Here is a 24,259-nt window from a genome sequence, read left to right on the forward strand (position 1 = left end):
CTCAGGGCGAACGGGTGGCTTTCATTCTGCAGGAATCAATAACATATGAGACGAGGAGTAACCGGTCACGTCCCCGGGGCTTCAGCTTATTTCCGAGAGGCGTTTTCCTGGTATTCGTCGTCGGTATTGAGGGACCAGACGTCGGCTTCGGGCGCCACGCCGACGAATTTTCGCGCAGCCGTCAGGCCGGTGGCAATCGAATGGTCCATGTTGTTGTATTTGTACAGGCCCGCCCGGCCGACGCAGGAGAGGTTCTCGAGGCCGGATGCGAAGGTTTTCACCTTCTCGTATGCCTCCTGGAAGCCAAGGAAATACGTCGGGTAGCTTTCGGTCTCGCGCGTGACGAAGCTTCCGAGAATCCGTTCAGGGCGCAGGAGGTTCATCATCGCGAGTTCGCCGGCGGCGAGGGTCTTGAGTTCGTCGTCCGGGCGGTTCCACAGATCGTCGCCCCTGAACGCGAAATACTCGATGCTGATCACGCTCGTGCCGGGCCTTGCGGCCATGCGAGGACTGAAGTTGTTGAAGTTCGCCATGCGGGCCATGCGGACCTCGGGGGCGTGAACGTAGATCCACTGGTCGGGAAAGAGATCCGTCCCCTCCGCTACAATATTAACCGTTATATGATCTCGGTAATACAACGTATCGATCGCCCGGCGCACGTCTTCGGGAACCGCCGGCTCGAGCATGCCGAGCATCAGCGTCAACGGGATACCGGTGAACACGTGCCCGGGGCTCACGACAAGCGTGGTTCCGTCGGCCGCGCGGGCCTCGATCTCCGTGACGCGCATCCCTTCCCGGCGGATTTTCGTCACATCCGTTTTCAGGAGGAGTTCCCGCCGGGCGCCGGATGCGCGCTCCCACATGCGCTCGTACATCATGCCGGCGCCAAGCAACGGGTAATCGAACTCGTCGACGAGGGTTTTCGCCTGCACCCGCTGCTTGAACAGGGCGTTCGTGACGACCGTCTTCAGGTCGATGCCCTTGATGCGCTGGGAGGCCCACTCGGCGCCGATCTCGCGGCAGGGAATCCCCCAGACCTTTTCGGTGTAAGTCTTGAAGAACGTCTCGTACAGTTTCGTTCCGAATCGGCCCGAGACCCACTCTTCGAAGGTCTTCGCCTCGCCTTTCGCCCCCCGGAACTGCGAGGCGGCATAGGAGAGCATCGACGTCACGGATTCCCGAAGGCCCAGATTGCGAAGGGCATCGACGGCTTCGAGCGGGTATCTGAACAGTTTCTTTTTGTAGAAGATGCGCGTCAAGCGCTGAACCGGCAGGAACTCGTCGCCGAGCAACTCGTGCCAGAGGGCATTGATCTCGCGGCTTGCGGTGAAAAAGCGGTGAGGGCCGACGTCGAACCGGTTCCCATCGAAAACCTCCGTGCGCGAGAGGCCTCCGGGGATGGGGTGCCTGTCGAGCAGCAGCAGTTCGTCGCGACCGTGGCGGGCCAGTTCCAGCGCAGCGGCAAGCCCGGCCGGGCCTGCGCCGAGAATGGCAATTTCGGTCGATCGTCGGGAAACGTTCATGGCCGGCTCATGAATTCACTGCGAATGCGCTGTTCGAGGCCGACATGGTTACCGCCGCCGAAATCGAGCTTCGACCGGGAAACCGATTCGGAATGCTGCGGGATTCCGTCGGACAAGCGGACCCGGATCTTCCCTTCGGCAGTCCCGTTGATGGAGGCGGCGCCCGGACTGGCGGGCGGCAAGCTCACGAGCTGCGTCTCGAACGTAATGTCGGCCACCCCCGCGGTCCGGTCGACGGAGGCCAGCGTGAACGTCGCAAGGGACTGGCAATCGACCGTTTCGCTGTTCGGATCGGGCGATACGGGAATGACATGGGAAGCGACCCAGGAATCGCCTGGACAGACGCGCCCTTCAGGATATTCGAGAAGGGAGACCTCATAGAATTTCCTGAATTTCTCCGGCACGCCCTCGGCGGATGCAATTACGCACTTACTGTCCAGCGTCAGCCGCACGGGGTAACCGGGCGCAGGAAGTCCGCTCGCGAACAACGTTTCCGTGATCTGCTCCTGCGAGATGTCCTTGTTCGCAGCCCCGGGTTCGTAATAGGCCATCGAGGCGGTATGCGCCGTCAGAGTCTGAATGACGGCATTCCCGATACCGGGGCCAGTCTCTGAGTCCCCGCCGAGCGTCATGAGGCCCATCAGGGTCGTCTTCGGGATCAGCAGCATGTCTACTTCCATCCGCGACTGCACCTCGATCGAAAACGAGCTGACGCTGAATAAGGCCGGAGAAAGTCTCAACAGCAGGGTTTCCGTCGCTCCAGACGGAACCGAAAGACCGTCCGAGGCGAAACACGCGCCGGCACCGAGGCACCAGATCACCGCAAGGACAGTTTCAACCGCTAGTCGAAATGATTTCACTGGTGAACGTCTCCCATTTTTCATCTGAAGAAAAGAAGCATACCAATTTTTCGCACGCTCCGCGAATCATTTCTCCCGACCGATTCCTGCTCGTCTCACGAGTTATTGAGTCCTGCATATCAAAACCAGCTTCGCGTCTCCATTCGTGCTGAGCTTGTCGAAGCACGAACAGCCACTTGCCGATGGTTCCTCATTTCGCCCTTCGACAGGCTCAGGGGGAACGGGGTCATCATTCGATGCGGATACAATATATATTACACTTGATACGAGTCGCCCAACATATGAAACTCATAGTCATAGCATTCCGGGCAGGACCTCATGGTTCTGGCGCAGTCGCAGGGCGGAAAATTCGCCAGGGTGAGATCGAACGTCGCCCCCAGGAGTTCGGCTCGTGCCCTTTCCCTCACCTCCGCCCACGACGGCGGACACCGTTACGATCGCCCACGCCGTTCTCGGACTGATCCCTGGCGGCATTGCCCTGAGGAGGAAGCCGTTCATTCCGACCGGGTGCAGGGTATCGACCTGTTCAGCCTTGCCTGCCACGATCTTCGCCGTGACACGCGACAACTCATTCCCGCGCAGATTCCCCCGGGGAATACGATTTCGGCACGCCGGCCTCGAGCCTGAGGCAGACGCCAGCGAGAAGGTCGGTTCCGGATGTGTGCCCGATGCCGGCGACGCGCAACACGTCGGCGGAGCGGCATGTTCTGCCCGCCAGCGAGGCGAGAAACCGCTCGACGAGGAGAGAAGATCGGCCTCGCTCGGCGAAACGCAGTTGCCAGATGCTCTGGATTGTCGTCTTCCCAGCAAGGCGCTCGATCAGGTTCGATGCCGGCGCGATCAGCTCGCCGCCAAAGAATCTGTCGGCCAGGAGGGCTCCGCAACAGAAGTCGTCCCAGGCGGGAGTGAGCCCGGCTCCGCCGCCGAACCAGCCTTCGACGCCGGCGAGATCCGCAGCACCCCGTGCGAGGGCCTCCCTGAGATGCGAAACGGGCGCCAGGAACTCGGTATCCTCTCCTTCGAGAAACGCTTCTCCAACGTGTGAACGTCTGCCGCAGAGCCTGAGCGCCTTCCGTATCGCGGCGGCGATTTCGGCCTCACGCGCAGGCGAAAGCCGTCGTTCGACGAGCGCGGGTGCCGGCAGGGATTCGCCCCAGGCAGACTCCGACCTGCCGATGCGGAGTCCCGATGCGTCCGCGACGACCGGCATGCCGGGCTCGAGCATCGCGAAGAGGGAGTCTTCGATTCTGATCGCCAAGGGGTGCAGATACGCCTCCTCGGTCATCAGCGTGAGAAGGAACCCGTCGCACGGGACATCTGCCGCGCGACGAAAGACCGCACCCACGCGGCCCGCAAGAGGAAAGGCCGACTCCGCAACGAAGTCGGCCCGTCTCGCGCACGTCGGCGCCACGATCAGTTCAGCGCCTTGTCGTCACTACTTCGAGAAGTACAGCGCACGGAACTCCTTTGCGAGTGTCCTGAGGTTTTCGACGTTCTTCAGGTCGGTGGTCTGTTTGCATTTCATCGCGGCGATCAGCATCTGGTGAAGAATCGCTATGCGCTTGTCATACTGCTTGTCCTCGGGTTTCACCCGTTGGGTCATGAAGTAGTAGGTGACGATCTCGCTCAGCTCGTCGGCATGCTGGTCCTTGTTGTTCACCCAGCGGACGATCTGGTTGTAGTCGGTTTCCTTCGCCTTTCCCAGCTCGATGACGAGATTCATCGACTTTTCGATCGTGCCGATATGCTCTTCGATCAGATTCATCCGAAGCTCGTCATCATAGATGCCGCACGGGATCTGGCAGTGGGCCGAAACCGGCGCGCCCGAGGCCAGCGCGAACGAGAAGATCGCCAACAGACACACGAGAACCCTCTTCATAGTATCTCCTTTATATTTTGAATGATATTTCATTTTTGCACGACAAAGCCAATTGTACGTTCCCATTCGTGCTGAGCCTTTCGAAGCACGAGAATGCTCTCTCCTCCGTCGGCAGGATCAGGACAGGCTTCGACAAGCGCAGGGCGAACGGGCGTTTTCATTCTGCGAAACTCAACCGTAAAAGACCGGACGGTCAGGCGCCGCCCCTTCATCGGGGGCGACGCCCTCAGTGATCAGATCACTTTTTCTTTTTCTGGACGGACGGAACGGTGGCGACCTTCTTTTTCCCGTGAAGGGCGCGCCAGACGTCCTCGACCCGGATGGGCATGTGGCTCAGGTCGGCGCCGCACGCGTTCTGGATCGAGTTGCCGAGAGCGCCGCCGATCGCGATCATCGGGTGCTCGCCGACGCCGCGCGCGCCGTAGGGGCCGTCGACCTGAGTCGTCTCGATCGAGAAGCACTCCATCTCTTCGGGCAGGTCGAGCGAGGTCGGGATCTTGTTGTCGGTAAACGACGGGTTGAGAAGCCGGCCGGCCGCATCGTAGATGTAGCCTTCGCACATCGCAGTGCCGAGGCCTTGCATCACGCCGCCAATGATCTGGCCGCGCACGCAGACGGGGTTGATGGCCCGGCCGCAATCGAACGCCGAGGCAATCTTCAGCACGTCGTATCTGCCGGTCTTCTCGTCGACGGCGACGATCATCCCGTGCGCGCCGTAGGTCCAGTCGAGGGCGGGCTTCCCCTGGCCCGTCGCCTTGTCGAGAAACGTCAGGCCCTGGGCGATATATCGGCCGACCCCGACGAGCGGACCGCCGACGCCGTTACCGTTCGGATACGCATAACCGACAGACATCGACTTGAACGTGACGAACTGGTCGGGATGATGTTTCAGGAAGACCTTTTCATGGTCGTGATCGAGATCGCAGACGTTGGCCCGAAGCACCTGGGCGGCGCACTCGTAGGCCTTCGCCAGGAGATCCTTCGCGGCGAGGATGCAGGCGTTCCCGGACAGGACGAGGCCCTTTGAGGCGACGGTCTGCCAGTCGTACGGGTCGTGGTCGGTATCCTTTTCCATCGGCAGGCGAACCATCGAGACCGGGAATTTGAGCGCCTCGGCGACGATCTGCACGAGCGAGGTGTAGGTGCCAGCGCCGATCTCGGTCAGCGACAGGCTGACATTCACGGTGCCGTCCTCGTTCATCTTGAGGATCGCGCAGGTGCCGGTGAACGACGGCATCGCGGGGGCCTTGTGGAGCCCGACGACGGCCTTGCCGATCTTCAGCCCCTCCTTCTGCATGCGTGCCTTCTCGGCGGGCGTGATCTTCCCGTAATGTATAGCTTTCGCTACAGTCTCGAGGCACTTCGAGACGTTGCCGGTATGGTCGGTGATCTTCTCGCCGGTGATGGTCACGGAGCCCGGCTTCAGGGCGTTGGCCAGCCGGAACGAGAGCGGGTCCATGCCGATCGTGCGGGCGCACAGGTCCATGTGGCGTTCGAGTCCCCATGAGAACTCGACGTGGCCGAAGCCGCGATACGCGGTTCCCCAGGGTTTGTTCGTGTACATCGTATAGGCGTCGACCCAGGCGTTGGGATACTCGTACGGCCCGCCGGCCGAGTACCCCGAGGCGCGCGTAACGTTCACGGCGTAGTCGGCGTAGGCGCCGGCGTCCCAGTACATCGTCATCTTCTGGGCGACGATTTTTCCGTCCTTCCTCACGCCGGTCTTGATGTTGTAGGTGAGGCCGGAGCGGCACGGAAGCAGGCTGAACTCCTCCTCGCGCGTCGCCGTGATCTTCACGAACCGGCCGCCCGCCGCCCGGGAAAGGCAGCTCGCGAGAGGCTCGAGATGGATGCCGGCCTTTCCGCCGAAGCCGCCGCCGACGTAGGGAATAATGACCCGTATATTATTGTGCGGGATCTTGAACGAGTAGGCGAACAGGTTCCGGACGGTGAAGGGCGATTGGGCCGAGGTGTAGATCGTGACGCGGTCCTTCACTTCCCAGCGGCAGACGCAGACGTGGGTCTCCATCGGCACGTGCTGGACGTTCGGGTTCGTGTATTCGCGTTCGATGACGTAATCGGCATCCTTGAACCCCTGTTCGACGTCGCCCTTGCGCAGCTTCGTGTGGTTCGCGATGTTCGTTCCGGGAACCGGCGTGAAGGCGGCTTCGACGAACGAGTAGTCCTTGAGATCGGGGTGGACGAGCGGCGCCTTTTTGTCGAGGGCCTTCTTCGGGTCAAGCACGGCCTCGAGAGGCTCGTATTCGATCTCGATCAGCCGGGCCGCTTCCTCTGCCAGCTCGGGCGTCTCGGCGGCGACGGCGGCGACGGCCTCGCCGAAGTGTCGCACGACATCCTTGGCGAGGATGTATTTGTCGACGATATACAGGCCGACGCGGTAATCGAGATCCTTCCCGGTCAGGACGGCGTGAACGCCGGTCAGTTTCGCGGCTTTCGCCGTGTTGATGCGCTTGATGCGGGCGCGCGCGTGGGGGCTGCGCACGACTTTTCCATACAGCATGCCGGGCATCACGAGATCGCCCGTGTAGAGCGCGGCGCCGGTCAGCTTCTCGACAGTATCGATGCGGCCGAAATCGCGGCCGACGGTTTTGAGGTCCTTGTGCGGCACGTCATGAAACACGCTTCAGTTCCTCCTTCTTCTTCAGCTGGCCGGTGGCGTCCTGGACGGCCTCGATGATCTGGCGGTAGCCGGTGCAGCGGCAGAAGTTGCCTTCGATGGCCTCCTTGATCTGCTCTTCGGTCGGCTTCGGATGGACCTTCAGCAGGGACTTCACCGACATCAGCATGCCGGGCGTGCAGAAGCCGCACTGGACGGCGTGGTTCCGGTGGAAGGCGTCCTGGAGCTTGCTCAGCTTGCCGTTTTTCGCCTCTCCCTCGACCGTCTCGATCTCGGCTCCGTCGCACTCCGCGGCGAGCGCGAGGCAGGAGTTCACGGTCTTTCCGTTCAAGAGAACGGTGCATGCGCCGCACTCGCCGGCGCCGCAGCCTTCCTTCGTGCCCGTGAGGCCGATGTCATCGCGAATGAAGTGCAGCAGGCTGCGATGGCCCGGCACGTCGCGCTCGTACAGTTTTCCGTTGATCTTCACCTTGATTCTGTGCATCTGCATGTTGTTCGTTCCTTTGCCGATGCTCACTTGAGCGTTGCCATGAGTTTTTCGACGAAGGACTGGACCATCGCGAGACGGTATTCCTTCGAGGCGCGGATGTCGTCGATCGGCTTGACGGTTTTCAGGGCCTCGTCGACCACGGTCTTCACCGAGGCCGAGGCGGGCAGTTCCTTCAGCGCGATCGGGGTCGGGGCGCAGGAGCCGACACCGACCCGGAGGGCTTTCGCCGTCTTCACCATCGCGACACTGACGACGGCCAGGTCGTGGCCCTTGATGCGCTTGAGTTTTTCCATCGCCCCGCGCGCGCCGGCCATGGCGGCCGGCACGATGATGCGCTGGACGACCTCGTCGGGCTGGCGCTGGGTCTTTTTCACGCCGGTGAAAAACTGCTCGAGCGGGATGATCCGGGTCTTCTTCTCGGAAGCGAGCTCGATCGAGGCCCCGTAGGCGAGCAGGGAACAGCCCATGTCGGCGCAGGGGGAAGCCGTGCAGAGGTTTCCGGCGATGGTGGCGCGGTTGCGGAGCTGCGGCGAGCCGATGTGCCCGGCCGCCTCGGCCAGCAGGGGGAACTTCGCCCTGACGGTCTTGTCGTTCATCAGCTCGACGCAGGTGACGGTCGCGCCGATGGAAAGGCCTTCCTTCGCGTCCCAGCGAATTTTTCTATATTCATCGACATATTTCACGTCGATGACGGCCTCCGGAACGTTGTGGCCGACGCGGATGTCGACCAGGAGATCGGTGCCGCCGGCCAGCAGTTTCGCGCGGGCGCCGAGCTTCTTCAGCGTCGAGAGAAGCTCCGTGCGGGTGCGCGGAGCAATGTATTCGAACTCGTGATGCATTCACTACTCCTTCCCGGAATGTAATTCTCGTATGGGGAATTCTACGGGAGCCTCCTCACCATTGGCAAGTTTTCCCCGGGAAGGAGGTTCTCGCCGAGTTCTGGAATCCTTCGCCCTTTTCTGGTACCCTCGATCTCTGATGAGAACGGAACCGGACCGCCCCCGCACCCACGTCGTCGCGTCCCTCCGCTCGCTGTTTCTGCCGCTGTTCCTGACGTTTCTGCCCGTTTTCCTCCTTTGCAGGGAAGCGGACCTGTGGCAGGCGGAGAAGCGCAGGGAGGCATCGGAGGCGTGGCACGACGTCGCGCGAAAGACGGCTGCCCGCTGGGAGCGTGCGTCGAAATTCACCTTCTGGGCGGAGACGGCCGCGGCGCGCTTCCGCAAGCACATCGAGAAGCGTCTCCCGGCATCCGCCGTCATCCCGGCCGACCAGAACCTTCTCGCCGACGCCGCATCGGACGCCATGCGCCGCGCATTGCCGCGCGGCCTGCCCGAACCGTCGACCTGGCTGTTCTCGCTTTCCGCCCGGCCGGAAGACCTCCCGAAGCCGTGCATGGGAAGCGGTCTCCAGAGCCGTCTCAACAGGCTCATCGGCTCTATATTGCATGAGATAGATCGCCGCAACCGTTTCGAACCCGGTCGTCCCCGGCCGCTTGCGTGGAAACAGGCCCTGGACCGGCTTTTCGGCTTCGGGGTGTCTCCCGAACTGTTCGACGACTCGTCACGCGGCCGGGCGTTTCCGGTCATCTTCCAGAACGGGTATCACATCTGCGTCTGGGATTTCATCCAGGCCGACGGTCAGGATGTCGCGGCCTTCCTGATGCTTCTTCCCTCAGGCCTGGACGACGCGGACACGGCTCGCCGTCTCTGTTTTTCCAACTGGCGATTCATCGCCGGGAACAGCCGCCTCGAGCCCGTCTTCATCCCGTTCCCCAGCGAACCCGCCCAGCCCAAACGAATCCGTGTCAGGCCTGGCTCGCCGCTGTTGCACACGCCGCACATCAGGCGCTTCATCCTCGAAAAAGCTTCAGAAATCCGCCTCGAAGAGCCGAGTAGGCAGGACCACCGCTCTCCCGAAGACATCGGCGTCTGGTACAAGACCCGGGATATCTACCGGATGAGCGGCGAGATCCGGCTTCCCGACCGGGATATCCGTCAGGCATTTCCGGCGGGAGACCGTTTCCTCGCCTGCTGGAGCTCGCTCGACGTCCTTTCTGGCGGCCTCGGGCTCCTGCTCGGCCCGGCTCCGGAAGCCGCGCTTCCGTCCCCCCGCCCGGCCGGATCGCCCGCGATTTTCATCTGGGCGCTTCTGTGGCTTCTCTTCCTTGTCCGGTCAGGCCTTTCCGGCGCCCCTCCGGCATTCGGCATCCGCTCACAACTGGCATTCTGGTTCCTGTGCCTGGCATCCGTCCCTCTCATCATCGCGCTCAGCGAGACCGGCAAGCTTCTCATCGACCTTCGGAGCAATCTTCTGCGCGAATACGACCTGGAACTCGGCCAGGCGCTGCAGGAACTCGAAAACGAAGACTCCATCCTGACGCGACGGTTCGCCGACATCTGCAACCGGCAGACCGGGAACGCATCCATGACGATCGACCTTCGCGCGCGCCAACTGGCGAGACAGCCCGTCGATGACATTTTGAACCTGCTCTGGAAGGATCTTTCGGGGCTCGGCATCCCGATCCGCAGCCTGTTCCTCTTCGGGCACGGCCAGTTCGAATGGAGCAGAAACGACACCGCCATTTCCCCCGAACTCGGGGTTTCCCTGGTCAACTTCATCAAGCCCATCTCATACCGCCTTCTGAAGACCCTCTCGCCCGATCTCGAAGCCAGGGTTCCCGCCGCAAGATCCACCGGGACTTCCACCAGGCTCGACAGGCTCGTCACCGCCGACGTTCATCAGCTGATGCAGAAAAACCGGCAGATTGCGGAAACGATGGCTAACAACAAGAGAATGCTCAAATTCCATCAATTCCTGAAAATAGACGGCGACACCTGGTTTCTGCTCGTTCTGATCTGGGAGCAATGTGATGCCTATATCCGCCACATCCGCACCCGCATTTCCGCCATCTCAGCAAAATACGGGGTCGATCTCGAAATCACCCGGCACACCACCTTCGGGTATCATCCCGTCGTCCGCTCCGGCAAGCCGCTTCGGGCGCGAGAAGCCGGCACGCGTTCGACCAGCCGGGACCGCATCATGTCGGTCCGGAGCACCCGGCTTCCCGGCTTCGTCCTTGCGGCATCCAGGCCTCTCGCGCCCCTACGGCAGCGGCTTTTCGAAGAAACGAGCTGGGTCATCGCGGGAATTTTCGGAAACCTTCTGTTGATCATTCTCTCGGGAGGCCTCCTCGCCGCGTGGCTGACGACGCCGCTCAGGAAAATGGCGACAGCCCTCAGGGAAGTCGCAGCCGGGTGCCTCGACAGGAAGCTCAACCTTGCCCGCGCGGACGAACTCGGCCAGGCAGGCGATACGCTCGATGCGATGACCGAGTGGCTGCGCGAGCGACGGGCCATGAGCATGTTCGTCGCCCCGCAGGTCATGGAAGCCGTTGCCGACGGTGCGGCCTCCGCTCACACGCCCCGGCGGAGAACGATCGTCGCGCTGACCTCCGACATCCGGAATTTCACCACGATTTCCGAAACCCGCCCGCCGGACGAAGTGTTTTCCGCCCTGAACCGGCATTTCCGGGTCATGACTCCCGCGATCAAGAAACAGGGCGGAGTCATCGACCGCTTCATCGGCGACGCGATCCAGGCCGTGTTCTATGATGATCCCACCTCGGACGCTCCGCCGGCCGCCCAGCGAGCGCTGTCAGCCGCCCATGCCATGATGTTCGGGCACCGGGCGCTCCAGCATGAGCGCGCCGCAGCCGGTCTCTTCACCTATGAGATCGGCATCGGGCTGGCATCGGGAGAAGCCGTCTGCGGCGTTCTCGGGGCCGAAGGCGTTCGTCTCGACTACTCCGTGATCGGCGAGGCGGTCACGTCGGCGGGAACTCTCGAAGCAGCCTCCAAGGCCGGCCGGGCAACGCGGATCATCTGCGACTCGGCCACGGCGGCCGCCGCCGGTGTTTCCGGGATCGTCATTCCGGTATCCGGGCATCCGGAGGCCTTCGAGGTGGCGGACGGATTTTCGCCCGGTGTGATCACGAACGACCGTACCGACCGCGAGTCCACCGTTTCCGCGCATTCCATCGGCATCCCGCAACCGTCACCTGGCGGAGATGCCGGCTCGCCACACCCTCGGGCGAAAGGCGCGAGCTTGTATTTATATGCTGTTCTATTTTTACTCGTTTCCTTTCTTCTCTACTCTTCTTCCAGGTCCCTGACGTCCTCGTTCCGCGAACGTTCGGCCGCTCTCGAGCGGGCGGCCCTCCAGCACGACCTGCGGCTCGCCGCATCGACCAACATTCCGGCCCTTCACATCGCCAACCACCTCAGGATGATGCTTCTCGAAGACGATCGAAGGGGAAGAGGACAGACCGCCGGCTCTGGGGCCATCGTTTCCCGCTTCCAGGCGCAGATTCAGAAGGCAAAACACATCTACCCTGCCCTTTCCTGGTGCCTTCTCAGGCATTTTCCCGAACGGGATCCCGACTGGAATTCCATCTCACTCTCCAGTACGGAGGTCGTGGAGACGGGCGGCACGACATTCCTCGGAAAGGCATCGGAATCGGCAGCTCTGTTTTCGATGCTCAAAGTCCTGCTGACAAACGGAAGAACGGCACAAGCAGCATCGCCCGTCGTCCAGAGTCTCACCCGGACGTGCTTCCCCGCGATCCAGGATCAAGGATATGCACTCGCGTTCGAGTCATACGGGCATTTCAACGAATGCAACCTCTTCGGAATCCAGGGGTTCCTGATGTGGCTTCCGCTCGTATCTCCCGGATGGTGGGAACAGTATCCGAACCTCGTCGAATCAACCCCGTCCGGACAACCCCCAGCCGAGGTGTGGTGGAAGGGGATGCAGGGGGCAGTTCTGTTGTTTCTGCCAACCGCGTCGCTCGACGAAACGTCGGGTCTGCTCGCACTGACGAACACGATGCTCGAACGGGGAACACGACTGATATTCCTTCCACGCGAGGGTTCCCTCGCAGGAGCGATCGGGAGCGCGACCTTCGACATTCCCTTTTCCGGAGCACATGCCGTCATCGATCGCAAACAGACCGATATGGAACGTTTCCCCGAAATGATCGGCGCTCGCCCGATTTCGCCCCCGCCCTTCTGGATGACGCTTTTGGAAACGCTTCTGAAGGGCCTTTCGGGCTTCATGACGCTGTGCGCCCTATGCCTGTGCCTGGTCGATCCGTCACCCCGTATCGGGGCATATCTTCCGAGAAAGATGGTTCCGCTTCTCGCAGGCGCGTTCGTCCTGACCCTGGCGCCCTCCCTGCTATCCGCCTGGATGGCCGGTGAACGCCGGACGATCGAGTGGAAGGCGCGCCTGTTCGACGAAGTCTCCGAGAACCTTGCAAGCGTTCTGACGAGCCTCGACGAGGGGGCCGCTTGGTATATCTGTCAGAATATGTCAGTCTTTCGCCGTCTCTCGACGAGTATTTCCCTCCGGGAGCGTCTGAACAAGGCTGGAACGGCGAAGGATACGCCGGAGCAGGAGAAAGCCATCTGCGAACTCCTGGACGAATTCTTCCGTCTGTCCCTCCGGTCCGGCTTTGCCGCTGGCGTCATGCAGTTCCTTGGCCCGAAGGGCATCAGCGTCGTCAATGCGGGAAAAACCTCGTCGATTGATTCGACCGTCATACGCGATATTTACGGCAACATCCATTCGCAGGTCATGCGGAAGATTTCGCCTCGATATTACCCGACGGACGACTCCACCGACGAAAACAAGCGGATGCTGGAGGATCTGAAGGGCGAGGAAGTGAAATATGTTCTGCTCTCCCTGCTTTCCGCTTTCGACATTGCCGGGATGATGTCCGCACCGATCCAGTATCAGCTCATCACCTGGGGCCTGAACATGCACGAGTCGTTCCGTATCCATCTGCCCGACGATCAGGGACGGCCGCAGTATGCCCTGCAGGTCCACCTCGCGGACGACATGCTCCTGCATCAGCAGCTTCGAAACTGGATTGAACTGCAGCATCGCCCAGGCGCGACGCTCATATCGCTGGCCCGCGACAATCCGCGCATCACCATGCCCTTCTCGACCCTCACCGCCCGCCAATCCTTCGAGGGCAACAGGCTCACGGCGGACGTCAACTCATATCCCTCCCACCCCAGGGAAGCCACCGCGGACCTTCTCGCGGCCGCTTCGCCCATGACCGTGCACACCTTCATCGGCCGCGACGGCTCGACCGAGCTCCTCCTGTCACGCCTTGGAACCAGGCAGCGGGAATACGTTCTGAAAGCACGGACCCCCTACGCTCCTCTGGTCGGAAGGATCGACCGCGACTCGGCGACACGGCGCGGTTTTCTGGTTCTCGTATCATTTCTTATGATATATATGGCGTTCCGCACAGCCTCACGGTTTCTGAACCCCGTCCAGGCCCTCGGCCGCGCAGCCGAAGGGATCATGAATGAGCGGTTCGACACGCGCCTTCCCGCCGATCGGACCGACGAGTTCGGCGAACTCGCACTCGCCTTCAATACGATGGCCGCCGGTGTCGAGGAGGGACGGCGCCTCCGTTCCTTCGTTTCGGATTCGGTCCGCTCCGCGGCGAGCGACGAGTCCAGGGGCAGAGCGGCGATGGCAGGTGAAAACCGATCCGCCGCGATTCTCTTCGCCGCCCCGGCCGGATTCGCGGCGTTTTCGCGCGCCCACCCGCCCGAAGCGCTTGTCATCAGGCTGAACCGGTATCTCGCGCTGATGGCCGGGGCGATCCGCAGGAACGGCGGCGAGATCGACAAGTTCATCGGGGAAAAGATCCTGGCCGTCTTCGATGCGGAGAGGCACGGCGGCATCGACGAAGCGACGCGCGCCGCCGCGCGGACGGTGACCGCCATGCGGCAGGCCATGCATGACCTCGAGCGTGAGTTTCCTCTTTCCCTCGGCGTCGGCATCGCGTCTGGCCCGGTCCTGGCCGGCATCATGGGGACGGCCGAAGTGCGGCTCGAATACACCGTCATCGGCGACACGGTGAACACGGCCGCCCGCCTGTGCGATCTCGCCTCGAAGGGGGGCGGCGGCACCGTCATCGACGGCACCGCGGCGGCGGCCATGCGCGACTCCGAGATGACGGCCGTCGGCGAAATTCTCGTCAAGGGCAAAGCCCGCCGCGTCTCGGCCTTCCGGCTCGTCTAGCCGGACCTTCAGAATCTCCCCGTGCGCCCTGAGCCGATCGAAGGGCGAGAGCCGCTCATGCTTCGACGGGCTCAGCACGAACGGGAAGGCTGCAGTCTTTTCATGAAGAATCCGATTGCGCGAAACGCCTCCTGCCGGATTATATAATTTTCGATATTTATTTCCTTTTCGTTTCCGGATGATGACAACGGTATGTGAAAGGGGTATCATGCCGGTGTCCGGCGCCCCGGCCCGCGGGTTTTGCGCAGGCTCTGAGCCCCGGCAAGAGACGATATGTTCAAGGAGCATGGAATGACGATCCGTCACGTGATCCGGAAGGAAACCTATTTCGACTCGGTCACGCTCATGCAGATCACCAACGAGGTGAAGAAACTGCAGGGCGTCGAGAACGCCGTCGTCGGCATGGGCACCGACTTCAACATCGACAGCCTGAAACGGCTCGGCCTGTATTCGGACGCGTTCGCCGGCATCACCCCCGCCGACCTTCTGCTGTGCGTCCAGGCAGGGGATGACGCGGCCGCCGACGCGGCGCTCGCTGCCGCAGAGAAACTGCTCACCACGCGCAAGAAGGCATCCGGCGCAGGAACGGCTTTCGTGCCGCCGACGCAGGAGGCCGCCGCAAAGCAGCTTCCCGATGCGAACGTGGTGGTGATTTCGGTCCCGGGCGCGTGGGCGGCACGCGAGGCGGAGATCGCCCTCCGCGCCGGTCGGCACGTGATGCTGTTTTCCGACAACGTGACGGTCGAGGAGGAGCTGAAGCTCAAGACGCTCGGCGTCGAGAAAAACCTTCTCGTCATGGGTCCCGACTGCGGAACGGCCCTGATCAACGGCGTGCCTCTCGCGTTCGCGAACGCCGTCCGCAGGGGCGACATCGGCATCGTCGCCGCCTCCGGCACCGGCCTGCAGGAAGTGACCAGCCTTATTCATACGATGGGCTATGGAATCACCCAGGCGATCGGCGTCGGCGGCCGCGACCTCTCCGAGAAGATCGGCGGGAAGATGACCCTGATGGCGGCGCACGCGCTCGGCGAAGACCCCGCGACGAAGGTCATCGTGCTGATCTCGAAGCCCCCGGCGCCGTCGGTTCTCGGGCCGCTGTACGCCGAGCTGAAAAAGATCCGCAAGCCGATCGTGGTGTATTTCATCGGTGCCGACCCCGAAGCCATCAGAAAAGAAGGCTTCACTCCCGCCCACAACCTGCAGGAAGCGGCGCAGAAGGCCTGCGAGCTTTCCGGCGGCAAAGCGGTCGCCGTTCCCATGACCGATGCCGATGCGGCCGCGAAGGCGGACGGCCTCCGGCTTCCCGGGAAATACCTGCGCGGCCTCTACAGCGGCGGCACGCTGTGCGACGAAGCCCAGCGCCTGCTCCACCCCGTTCTCGCCGACCTGTATTCGAACACCCCCGTCAAGGGGTGCCAGATGCTGCACAGCGTCCATAAGAGCGAGAAGCACACGATCGTCGACCTCGGCGACGACGAGTTCACGCGCGGCCGCGCCCACCCCATGATCGACCCCACGCTGCGCCAGGAGCGGATCGTCATCGAGACCGCCGACCCCGACGTTGGCCTGATCGCGTTCGACGTCGTTCTCGGCTACGGCGCCCACATGGACATGGCCGGTGAGATGGTCGCCGCCATCGAGAAGGCCCGCAAGGCCTCGGGCCGGAAGCCGGTCTTCGCGGCCTGCATCTGCGGCACCGCGGACGACCCCCAGAACATGCAGAAACAGAAGCGCACGCTGGAAGACGCGGGCGTGCAGGTGTTTCCGTCGAACGTCGCGCTGATTGCGTTCGTGAAGCGGGCGATGGCGGGGAAAGGAGTCTGAGAGCGATGTCGAGCCTGAAAACGCTGTTCAACGAGGATGTGAAAGTGTTCAACGTCGGCATCCCCAGCTTCGCCGACGATTTGAAGCGCCAGGGCGTGCCGGTCGTGCACGTCGAGTGGCGCCCGCCGGCCGGCGGCAATAAACGGGTGATCGAACTGCTCGACCGCATCAAGGCGTGGCAGGCCGAGTATCAGACCCAGGCGAAGTCCTGACGCGAGGAGAACGACGATGGCAACGAAAATCAACGTGCAGGCAGCCAACAAGGAAGCCATTTCCCGTATTCAGACCGCCGTGCCGGTGCTCAAAGGTTTGGGTATAGCGAAAGATATTGTTCCCGGCATGAAAAAGAACCTGATCCTGCATGCCGGCCCGCCGATCACATGGGACCGCATGTCCGGTCCGATGAAGGGCGCCGTCATGGGCGCGCTGATCTATGAGGGTTTCGCGAAAACCCCGGAAGAAGCCGAGAAGGTCGCCGCGAGCCCTGAGATCGAGTATGCGCCGTGGCACGAGCATAACGGCGTCGGCCCGATGGCGGGCGTCGCGACGGCAAGCATGCCGGTCTGGATCGTCGAAAACAAGACGCACGGAAACCGCGCCTACTGCACCCTGAACGAGGGGCTCGGCAAGGTTCTCCGGTACGGCGCCTATTCGGAAGAGGTCATCGCGCGCCTGAACTGGATGCGCGACGTGCTCGGCCCCGTCCTGCGTGAGACGCTGGAGATCAAGGGCGAGATCAATCTCAAGAGCATGATCGCCCAGGCGCTCCAGATGGGCGACGAGGTGCATAACCGCAACCGCGCCGGCACCTCGCTGCTGTTCCGCGAACTCGCCCCCGCCCTGCTCGACACGAGCGCTTCCCCATCTGACAAGAAGCGGGTGCTCGAGTTCATCAACGGAAACGACCACTTTTTCCTGAACCTGAGCATGCCGGCCGCGAAGGCGATCCTCCAGTCTGCGGAATGGATCGACGGCTCGACGATTTTGACCGTCATGTGCCGCAACGGCACCGACTTCGGCATCCGGGTCGCCGGCCTGAAGGACCGCTGGTTCACCGCCCCGGCCCAGGTGGTCAAGGGACTGCTGTTCCCTGGCTTTTCGGAGTCGGACTGCAACCCGGATATCGGCGACAGCGCGATCACCGAGACGTGCGGCATCGGCGGCTTCGCGATGGCGGCCGCGCCCGCGATCGTCAAGTTCGTCGGCGGATCGGCGAGCGATGCGCTGAACTACACCCAGAAGATGTACGAGATCACCGAGGCCGAGTCGACGACGTTCCAGATCCCGTCGCTCGACTTCCGGGGCTCGCCGACCGGCATCAACCTGCTGAAGGTGTGCGAGACCGGCATCCTGCCCCAGATCAACACCGGCATCGCCCACAAGCAGCCGGGCATCGGCCAGGTCGGCGCCGGCCTGGTGAACCCGCCCATGAAATGTTTCGAAGACGCCCTCGAAGCGTATGTCGAAACGTATGTTCCCTGAGGACCACCGCTGAGACGCGGAGAACGCTTCATCACAAAGGCACAAAGATTAGGATAATGGTATGTATAAAATTTTCTTCTTCGTGTCTTTTGCGTTGAAATAGAATTCGAACTCAAATTCCAAGGAGTGAAGGAAGCAATATGAAAGCACCCAAGATGTATGATTTGACCCAGCGACTCAGCATTCACACGCCGCCGTGGCCGAGCTACATGCCCCTGCAGGTCCAGTATTTCAAGCGCATCGCCGGCGCCCACATGGGCCAGGGCGCGAACGGCCAGATCATCAAGACCAGCAACCACGTCGGCACCCACATCGACGGCGAGATTCACTTCTGCGCCAACGGCCGCACGATCGGCGACACGCCGCTCGAGGACTTCTGCGGCGAAGGCGTTGTGGTCGACATCTCCGACTGCGTCAGCGACTACTCGCTCTACTCGCCCGAGATGCTCGAAAAGCGCGCCGAGATCAAGAAGGGCGACATCCTGATCATCAACACCGGCTACCACCGCTACGGCTGGGATCAGAAGGAAGCCGACGAGGTGCGCTACATGGTTCGCCACCCGGGGCCAAACCCCGATTTCCACAAGTGGTGCGCCAAGATGAAGTTCAAGTGGATCGGCGTCGACTGCGGCTCGGCCGACCACCCGATGAACACGATCCTCCGCCAGTGGCACCCGAAGGCCTTCGAGGCCGCCGAGAAGAAGCTGAAGAAGGATTACGGCAAGGCCTGGGACGAGATGTTCCCCTATGACGAGTATTACCAGGTCATGCACCTCAAGATGTTCCCCAAGGGCATCATCCACGCCGAGAACCTCGGCGGCGAGATCGACAAGCTGAAGAACAAGCGCACCTGGATCGGCCTCTTCCCCTGGCGCGCCATCGAACTCGAGTCCTGCATCAGCCGCATCGTCGCCTTCGACTTCGGCAAGTAATCCATTCGTTCATCGAGCAGGTCCGGGCAGCATGTTCCCGGACCTGTTTCGATGAAGATATTGAGCATCCGGAAAATGCTTGGTAAACTGATCACGTGACTCAACAAAGCAAAATTCTCTGGCAAATCCTCCGAGGGCAGGCAGATAACAACATTTCCTTTTCTGACCTTTGCTCACTGCTGGCTCACCTTGGATTCGCAATGCGTATCAAAGGTGATCATCATATATTCCATAAAACAGGTGTCGTCGAGATCATCAATCTTCAACCAAATGGCAATCAAGCGAAGGCCTACCAAGTGAAGCAGGTCAGAAATTTGATTCTTGAATACCGGTTAGGAAACATCGATGAGTAAATACGAAATCATCCTGTATTGGAGCGATCAAGACCAGGCCTATATCGCTGAAATCCCTGAACTGCCCGGCTGCATGGCCGATGGGCCGACATATATTGCCGCCCTTCAAAATGCAGAAGTCATCATCCAGGAATGGATTGAAACAGCGACAGAACTTGGCAGAGAAATTCCCTTGCCCAAAGGCCGCCTGAAATACGCATGACATCCCAATTTCGGATGTATTCTTGTCATCAGACAATCAGCGAAGAAGACACACATTCGAGAATAGCATAAGGAATTTTTCATGCAGAATATGGAATGGGTGAAGGAGTTCGGCGGGGCGGTGACGGTTTGTGACGCGGACGGGGTCATTCTGAGCATGAACGAGAAGGCGTGCAGGACGTTCGCGAAGGACGGCGGGGCCTCGCTCGTCGGGAAAAGCCTGTATGACTGCCACCCGGAAAAGGCGCGGGCGAAGATCCGCGAGATCATGGAAAAGCGCGTCACGAACGCCTACACCATCGAAAAAGCCGGTATAAAGAAGTTGATATATCAGGCACCATGGTATAAAGACGGCGCGTTCGCGGGCCTCGTGGAATTGTCCATCGAAATTCCTCTCGAGATGCCACATTTCGTCCGCACCCCGCCTTCGGCCTCGGAAACCTGACAGGCGAAGGAACGTTGCCGGAACCGAGGTATTGATTTCTCCATACCAAAAGCCCATTTTCCGTTCCCGTTCGTGCCGAGCTCGTCGAAGCACGAGAGGCTCTCGCCCTTCGACAAGCTCAGGGCGATCGAGTGGCTTTCATTCTGCAGGGCTCATGAGGTTGCCATGATCTCCTCCCGCGATGTGGGCATAATTTGTCAATTCGGGAATAAATCTGTAGAATGAACAGATAATCGTCATCAGGGGGCATTTGTGACACACAGGACAGTATTGGCCGCGGCATTCGCTTTTTCGGTCGCGTTCGGCTATCCGGCGTGCGCGGCACCGGCCTCGGGGGCGATCGTCGAGTCGGGGCCGGCGCTCAGCCTTTCGATCGAACAGCCCGCGCAGTATCAGAAAGTGCTCAAGACCGACCTGGCCCTCTTCCGGAAGAGCGCGGAACAGCTCGAGCGATACTGCGAAAACGTCCTGACCGATACGTCCTTCATCGCCCGCGCCGGCGTCGAGACGGCGGGGCTTTCGCCCCAGCAGCTGCGCGGCGTTTACCGGTTCTGGTCGTCGTTCGGCAAACACCTGGACACTCTCGAAGCGATATCCGACCGCTGGCACCGCGGCTGGGGCAAGTCCCTGTTCGACAGCCAGGTCAGGGAAGGTTTCGAAGGGTATTTCCTCGGCATCAACGCGAAGATCAGCCGCCTGCTCGCCGTTTCCCGGCTGACGCATTATCTCGCGAAGCGGAAGAAGCTCCGCTCCCTGTTCGACGAGGCCGTTCCCGAATACAAGATCCCGGCCGAAAGGCTCACGCATCACGCGCTCGGCGCCGTGAGTCCGCAAAGCGTGCTGGCGTTGTATCAGTTCCACACCTCGCACCAGGAGCACGCGGTGCGCTTCTATCAGGGTTCCTCGAAGGAGTTCCGGCCGGCCGTCGACACCGACGGAACGTTGATCCGGTATTTCGAAGGCACCAAGGACATTCTGGACGGCCTGATCCTGCGCATCGCGAAAGATCCGACCTGGTATAAATATGCGTTCGGCTCGTTCGCCGAGGACGCCATGAACCTGATCTCCCCCATGCAGGAGGCCCTGTTCACCTGGGTCGGCGACACCCGCGTCAAGAAGAAGGAGACACGCCTGATCAGGCCCGAGCAGGTCGACGAGATGGAGGCCTTCCTCCAGCCAGGCGACATCATCATCGAGCGGCAGAACTGGTATCTCTCGAACATCTTCCTGCCCGGCTTCTGGCCGCACGGGGCGCTGTATGTGGGCGACGCCGCAAAACTCGCACGGTTTCTCGACGGCGATCCCCAGGTCAGGGCGTATTACGCGAAACGCCGCTTCGCCGGCTTCATGGACTGGTTGCAGAAAACATACCCGGAAAAGCATGCGAGCTTCGTCAAAGCCCCGGCGAAGGGCGAGCACCCGAAATGCGTGCTCGAGGCCATCAGCGAGGGCGTGGTGCAGAACACCCTGCGCCACACCTGTTATGCCGATTATATCGCCGTCCTGCGGCCGCGCCTTTCGAAACTCGACATCGCGCAGGCGCTCGAAGCGGGGTTCTATTACAACGGCCGGCCCTATGACTTCGATTTCGACTTCTACACCGAATCCGACCTCGTCTGCACCGAGTTCGTCATCAAGTGCTACGCTCCGTTCAGAAGCAAGAAAGGCCTCGTCTTCCCCACCGAGCCCGCGATGGGGAAACAAGCCGTGCGAGCGGACGAATTCATCCGGACGCTCGAACGGGAAAAGGGCTCGCCGAAAGCCCAGCTCGAGTTCGTGTATTTCCTGCGCGGCATTGAAAAGGCCGGGAAGGCGGTCGTCGCCGACGAGAAGGCCCTGATCGAGTCTCTGAACTGGCGCGGCGGGCTTCCGGGGCCCAAAAACTGACGGAAGGCGGCCCGGCAAGCCCAGGCAGTCGTTTCAGCCGCGCATGCACGCCGGGATGAGCAGGCACCATGGCGAGGACATCCCATCCCTGGTTGCGCATTTTCCTGCCGTTCGCGGCGGGATACTTCCTGTCGTATCTTCTGCGCAACGTCAACGCCATCATCGCGCCGGAGCTGATGAGCGAATTGTCTGTCTCGGCCGCCGACCTCGGACTTCTCACCTCTGCCTACCTGTTCGCCTTCGGGGCCTTTCAACTGCCGCTGGGCATCCTGCTCGACCGGTACGGCCCGCGCCGCGTCGAGACGGTCCTGCTGCTGATCGCCGTCGTCGGCTGTCTCCTGTTTTCGCGGGGGCATGATCTTCAGACCCTTGCCGTCGGCCGCGCCCTGATCGGCCTCGGCGTCTCGGCCTGCCTGATGGCGTCGTTCAAGGCGTTTTCCCTGTGGTTTCCGCCGGAGCGGCTCGCCTCGCTCAATGCCGCCGTCATGGCCGCCGGCGGGCTGGGCGCGTTGACGGCGACGTCTCCCCTCGCCTGGGCCCTCGAACAGACCGGGTGGCGCGGCATCTTCCTCGCGCTCGCCGCGCTCGCCTTCGCGGTCGCGACCGGAATCTTCACGACTCCCGTCAGACAGGCCGCCGGCACTACCGAGACCCCCGGCGAGCAGCTGCGTTCGATCGGCGGCATTCTCGCCAGTTCCGCGTTCTGGCGCTACGCGCCGCAGGCCGCCCTCGTCTCGGGGGGCTTCATGGCGCTCCAGGGACTCTGGGCCGTCCCCTGGCTGATGACGGTCAACGGCTGCACGCGGGATGCGGCCGCCTTTCACCTTCTGCTGGTGAGCCTCGCCATGCTCGTGGGTTTTGCCGGGCTCGCCGTCGCGGTGGAACCGCTCTCGAGGCGCGGTCTCACCCCGGAACAGATTCTGGTCGGCGGCATCGGCGCGGGGGTCGCGGTGATGGCGCTGATCATCTTCGACGCCGGCCCCACGCAGCTTTTGTGGTTCTCAATGGGCCTGGTGTTTGCCATCAGCAACCTCTCGTATGCCCTGTTGAGCGAGAAGTTTCCGTCCCACCTCTTTGGCCGCGTCAACTCCACCCTGAACATCTTCGTTCTCGGCGGGGCGTTCGGCATCCAGTGGGGCATCGGCATTCTGGTCGACGCGTTCGGCGCCGCCGGATTCGCTCAATCTGCGGCTTTCCGCCTCTCCTTCGGCGCCCTCCTGGCCGTCCAGGTTCTCGCCTGGATCGTTCTCCTGTTCCCCGGGAAAAAGAAGGCCCGGTAGTGGTGTGCCAGAGCGGCATTTGACGCTTCCGGCATCCGTACGTACAATTGTTACAATCGAAACGAATCAGCCTCTTTCGGGGAGGAGCAGTATGAAAAAACATGGCTTCGTCAGAACGTTCAAAGCGGCATTTCTGATCGTCGGGCTCGTCCTGGCCGTCGCGGCGGCCGCCACCGCCGGCGTCATCGACAACGCGAAGTTCGTCATGAACAACGGCGCGGAGATGGTCAGCCACTCCCGCAACATCACATCCGGCGTCCGCGAGCTGTACCGCGAACGGCAGTCGGTGCGCAATTTCATCGACAGCGCCGCAACCCTGATCCAGGCATACAAAGGGCTTTCCGCGAAAAAAAGCACGGACATCCCGCAGATTTTGAAAATAGCTTCTGCTATTGATACGCTCGTCCGCGAATACAATTACATCGCGCCCAAGGCGAAGGGCGTCTTCACGAAGATCAAGCCCGACCTGAAGTTCTTCGAGTCGATGCAGGAAGTGAAGAGCGTCAACCTCGGCAACAACACGTCGCAGCTGCAGATCAGGACGATTTCCGACAGCACGCTCGGCAACCTCTCCGGCCTCGCCGGATGGTCCCGCGTCTGGGATTCGATCAAGGACAAGCCGTCCAACCTCTTCCGCTGGGGCCGCCTGAGCGACGAGTACAAGCTGGGCAAAGCCGAGGGCGGACTCGCGCTCAAGGCCTGCCAGATCGCGATGGAAGGCATGTCGTATTACGACGAAGCCGATAAATCTCTCAGCCAGCTCCTCGACATCCGCAAGCAGATCAACGGCATCGTCAGCGGCGACCTGAACGCCATCCTGAACGTCGGTTCGACGATCAACAGCATCCAGAGTGCCGGCGGCTCGGTCGACCGACTTTCCAAGCTCATCGACAGCGCAACGCCGCGGTTCACCCAGCGGTTCAACGAACTCAACGCCGCCCAGGATGCCTATCTCAAGGCTCATCAGGCATACCAGGCAAAATACGGAGTCACCGTCGGGAAAACGGCCACGACCGCCACGACGACCACACCCCGCACGACATCGCCCCAGACCGCCACGACTTCCGCCTCTTCAGGCGGCGCCGCGGTCGATCTGAAGAGCGCGATGGCGGCGTATCAGAAAGCCTACCAGGAGTATACGGCCTGCGTACAGAATTCCCAGTCGACGCAGGACCAGATTCAGGCCGCGATCGAAAAACTCCGGACGGCACGCGACCGGTATGAGCGCGCCAAGGCAGCCGGAAAATAACGGAGCCACGAATCATCCGCGGGGCGCCATGACGGCGCCCCGTTTTTATTCGTGCCGTATTGAAGCGATCCCCGCCCCGGGTTACACTGTCGCCAGAGGATCAGGAAGGCACCAG

The 24,259-nt window shown here is 61.7% G+C and carries 16 protein-coding genes and 1 pseudogene; 10 read left to right on the forward strand and 7 right to left on the reverse strand.

What is annotated here, in order from left to right; all coding sequences use genetic code 11:
• Positions 1–86: 86 nt before the first annotated feature.
• The 7 genes from PLU72_14190 to PLU72_14220 all read right to left on the reverse strand — a co-directional run bounded on the left by PLU72_14190 (position 87) and on the right by PLU72_14220 (position 8,229).
• Positions 87–1,523, reverse strand: coding sequence for an FAD-dependent oxidoreductase (locus PLU72_14190; protein HOT29330.1), 1,437 nt, complete (start codon positions 1,521–1,523; stop codon positions 87–89).
• Positions 1,520–2,383 (reverse strand): hypothetical protein, encoded by an 864-nt coding sequence (locus tag PLU72_14195; protein HOT29331.1) that lies wholly within the window; start codon positions 2,381–2,383, stop codon positions 1,520–1,522. Before PLU72_14195 ends, PLU72_14190 begins: the two co-directional genes overlap by 4 nt.
• Before the next feature lie 568 nt (positions 2,384–2,951).
• Positions 2,952–3,794, reverse strand: a complete 843-nt coding sequence (locus tag PLU72_14200; GenBank protein ID HOT29332.1) for a DUF2877 domain-containing protein — start codon at positions 3,792–3,794, stop codon at positions 2,952–2,954.
• Between the two features lie 24 nt (positions 3,795–3,818).
• A complete protein-coding gene (locus tag PLU72_14205) occupies positions 3,819–4,262 on the reverse strand; it encodes a superoxide dismutase [Ni] (GenBank protein ID HOT29333.1) in 444 nt (147 codons plus the stop codon).
• Positions 4,263–4,500: 238 nt separating this feature from the next.
• Entirely contained in the window at positions 4,501–6,903 is a 2,403-nt protein-coding gene (locus tag PLU72_14210) for a xanthine dehydrogenase family protein molybdopterin-binding subunit (protein HOT29334.1), read from the reverse strand.
• Complete coding sequence (locus PLU72_14215) at positions 6,893–7,390, reverse strand: (2Fe-2S)-binding protein (protein HOT29335.1); 498 nt, start codon at positions 7,388–7,390, stop codon at positions 6,893–6,895. The genes PLU72_14210 and PLU72_14215 overlap by 11 nt, the downstream gene beginning before the upstream one ends.
• Before the next feature lie 23 nt (positions 7,391–7,413).
• Entirely contained in the window at positions 7,414–8,229 is an 816-nt protein-coding gene (locus tag PLU72_14220; protein HOT29336.1) for an FAD binding domain-containing protein, read from the reverse strand.
• A gap of 139 nt (positions 8,230–8,368) precedes the next feature.
• On the opposite strand from PLU72_14220, the gene PLU72_14225 reads away from it, so the two are divergent.
• The 10 genes and pseudogenes from PLU72_14225 to PLU72_14270 all read left to right on the forward strand — a co-directional run bounded on the left by PLU72_14225 (position 8,369) and on the right by PLU72_14270 (position 24,144).
• A complete protein-coding gene (locus PLU72_14225) occupies positions 8,369–14,491 on the forward strand; it encodes an adenylate/guanylate cyclase domain-containing protein (protein HOT29337.1) in 6,123 nt (2,040 codons plus the stop codon).
• Positions 14,492–14,782: 291 nt separating this feature from the next.
• Positions 14,783–16,315 carry an acyl-CoA synthetase FdrA gene (gene fdrA / locus PLU72_14230; protein HOT29338.1) on the forward strand — a complete coding sequence of 511 codons (1,533 nt, stop codon included), beginning with the start codon at positions 14,783–14,785 and terminating at the stop codon, positions 16,313–16,315.
• Positions 16,316–16,320: 5 nt separating this feature from the next.
• Positions 16,321–17,797, forward strand: a pseudogene (locus PLU72_14235) (DUF1116 domain-containing protein).
• Positions 17,798–17,937: 140 nt separating this feature from the next.
• Positions 17,938–18,729 (forward strand): cyclase family protein, encoded by a 792-nt coding sequence (locus tag PLU72_14240; GenBank protein HOT29339.1) that lies wholly within the window; start codon positions 17,938–17,940, stop codon positions 18,727–18,729.
• A 95-nt stretch (positions 18,730–18,824) separates the two neighbouring features.
• Positions 18,825–19,082, forward strand: coding sequence for a type II toxin-antitoxin system HicA family toxin (locus PLU72_14245; protein ID HOT29340.1), 258 nt, complete (start codon positions 18,825–18,827; stop codon positions 19,080–19,082).
• Positions 19,075–19,284 (forward strand): type II toxin-antitoxin system HicB family antitoxin, encoded by a 210-nt coding sequence (locus tag PLU72_14250; protein ID HOT29341.1) that lies wholly within the window; start codon positions 19,075–19,077, stop codon positions 19,282–19,284. Before PLU72_14245 ends, PLU72_14250 begins: the two co-directional genes overlap by 8 nt.
• A gap of 90 nt (positions 19,285–19,374) precedes the next feature.
• Positions 19,375–19,728: a PAS domain-containing protein gene (locus tag PLU72_14255; protein ID HOT29342.1), complete on the forward strand. Its 354-nt coding sequence runs from the start codon at positions 19,375–19,377 to the stop codon at positions 19,726–19,728.
• A gap of 252 nt (positions 19,729–19,980) precedes the next feature.
• Positions 19,981–21,615 (forward strand): YiiX/YebB-like N1pC/P60 family cysteine hydrolase, encoded by a 1,635-nt coding sequence (locus tag PLU72_14260; protein HOT29343.1) that lies wholly within the window; start codon positions 19,981–19,983, stop codon positions 21,613–21,615.
• 68 nt (positions 21,616–21,683) lie between these two features.
• A complete protein-coding gene (locus PLU72_14265; protein HOT29344.1) occupies positions 21,684–22,895 on the forward strand; it encodes an MFS transporter in 1,212 nt (403 codons plus the stop codon).
• Positions 22,896–22,986: 91 nt separating this feature from the next.
• Entirely contained in the window at positions 22,987–24,144 is a 1,158-nt protein-coding gene (locus PLU72_14270) for a hypothetical protein (GenBank protein ID HOT29345.1), read from the forward strand.
• Positions 24,145–24,259: the final 115 nt, after the last annotated feature.

The sequence above is a fragment of the Candidatus Ozemobacteraceae bacterium genome (assembly GCA_035373905.1).
GTDB lineage: Bacteria > Muiribacteriota > Ozemobacteria > Ozemobacterales > Ozemobacteraceae > MWAR01.

Bases quoted from the DNA above. Each gene is read 5' to 3' on its own strand.
- PLU72_14190 (HOT29330.1), bottom strand. From the start codon at position 1,523: ATGAACGTTTCCCGACGATCGACCGAAATTGCCATTCTCGGCGCAGGC.
- PLU72_14205 (HOT29333.1), bottom strand. From the start codon at position 4,262: ATGAAGAGGGTTCTCGTGTGTCTGTTGGCGATCTTCTCGTTCGCGCTG.
- PLU72_14215 (HOT29335.1), bottom strand. From the start codon at position 7,390: ATGCAGATGCACAGAATCAAGGTGAAGATCAACGGAAAACTGTACGAG.
- PLU72_14220 (HOT29336.1), bottom strand. From the start codon at position 8,229: ATGCATCACGAGTTCGAATACATTGCTCCGCGCACCCGCACGGAGCTT.
- PLU72_14225 (HOT29337.1), top strand. From the start codon at position 8,369: ATGAGAACGGAACCGGACCGCCCCCGCACCCACGTCGTCGCGTCCCTC.
- fdrA (HOT29338.1), top strand. From the start codon at position 14,783: ATGACGATCCGTCACGTGATCCGGAAGGAAACCTATTTCGACTCGGTC.
- PLU72_14240 (HOT29339.1), top strand. From the start codon at position 17,938: ATGAAAGCACCCAAGATGTATGATTTGACCCAGCGACTCAGCATTCAC.
- PLU72_14250 (HOT29341.1), top strand. From the start codon at position 19,075: ATGAGTAAATACGAAATCATCCTGTATTGGAGCGATCAAGACCAGGCC.
- PLU72_14255 (HOT29342.1), top strand. From the start codon at position 19,375: ATGGAATGGGTGAAGGAGTTCGGCGGGGCGGTGACGGTTTGTGACGCG.
- PLU72_14265 (HOT29344.1), top strand. From the start codon at position 21,684: ATGGCGAGGACATCCCATCCCTGGTTGCGCATTTTCCTGCCGTTCGCG.
- PLU72_14270 (HOT29345.1), top strand. From the start codon at position 22,987: ATGAAAAAACATGGCTTCGTCAGAACGTTCAAAGCGGCATTTCTGATC.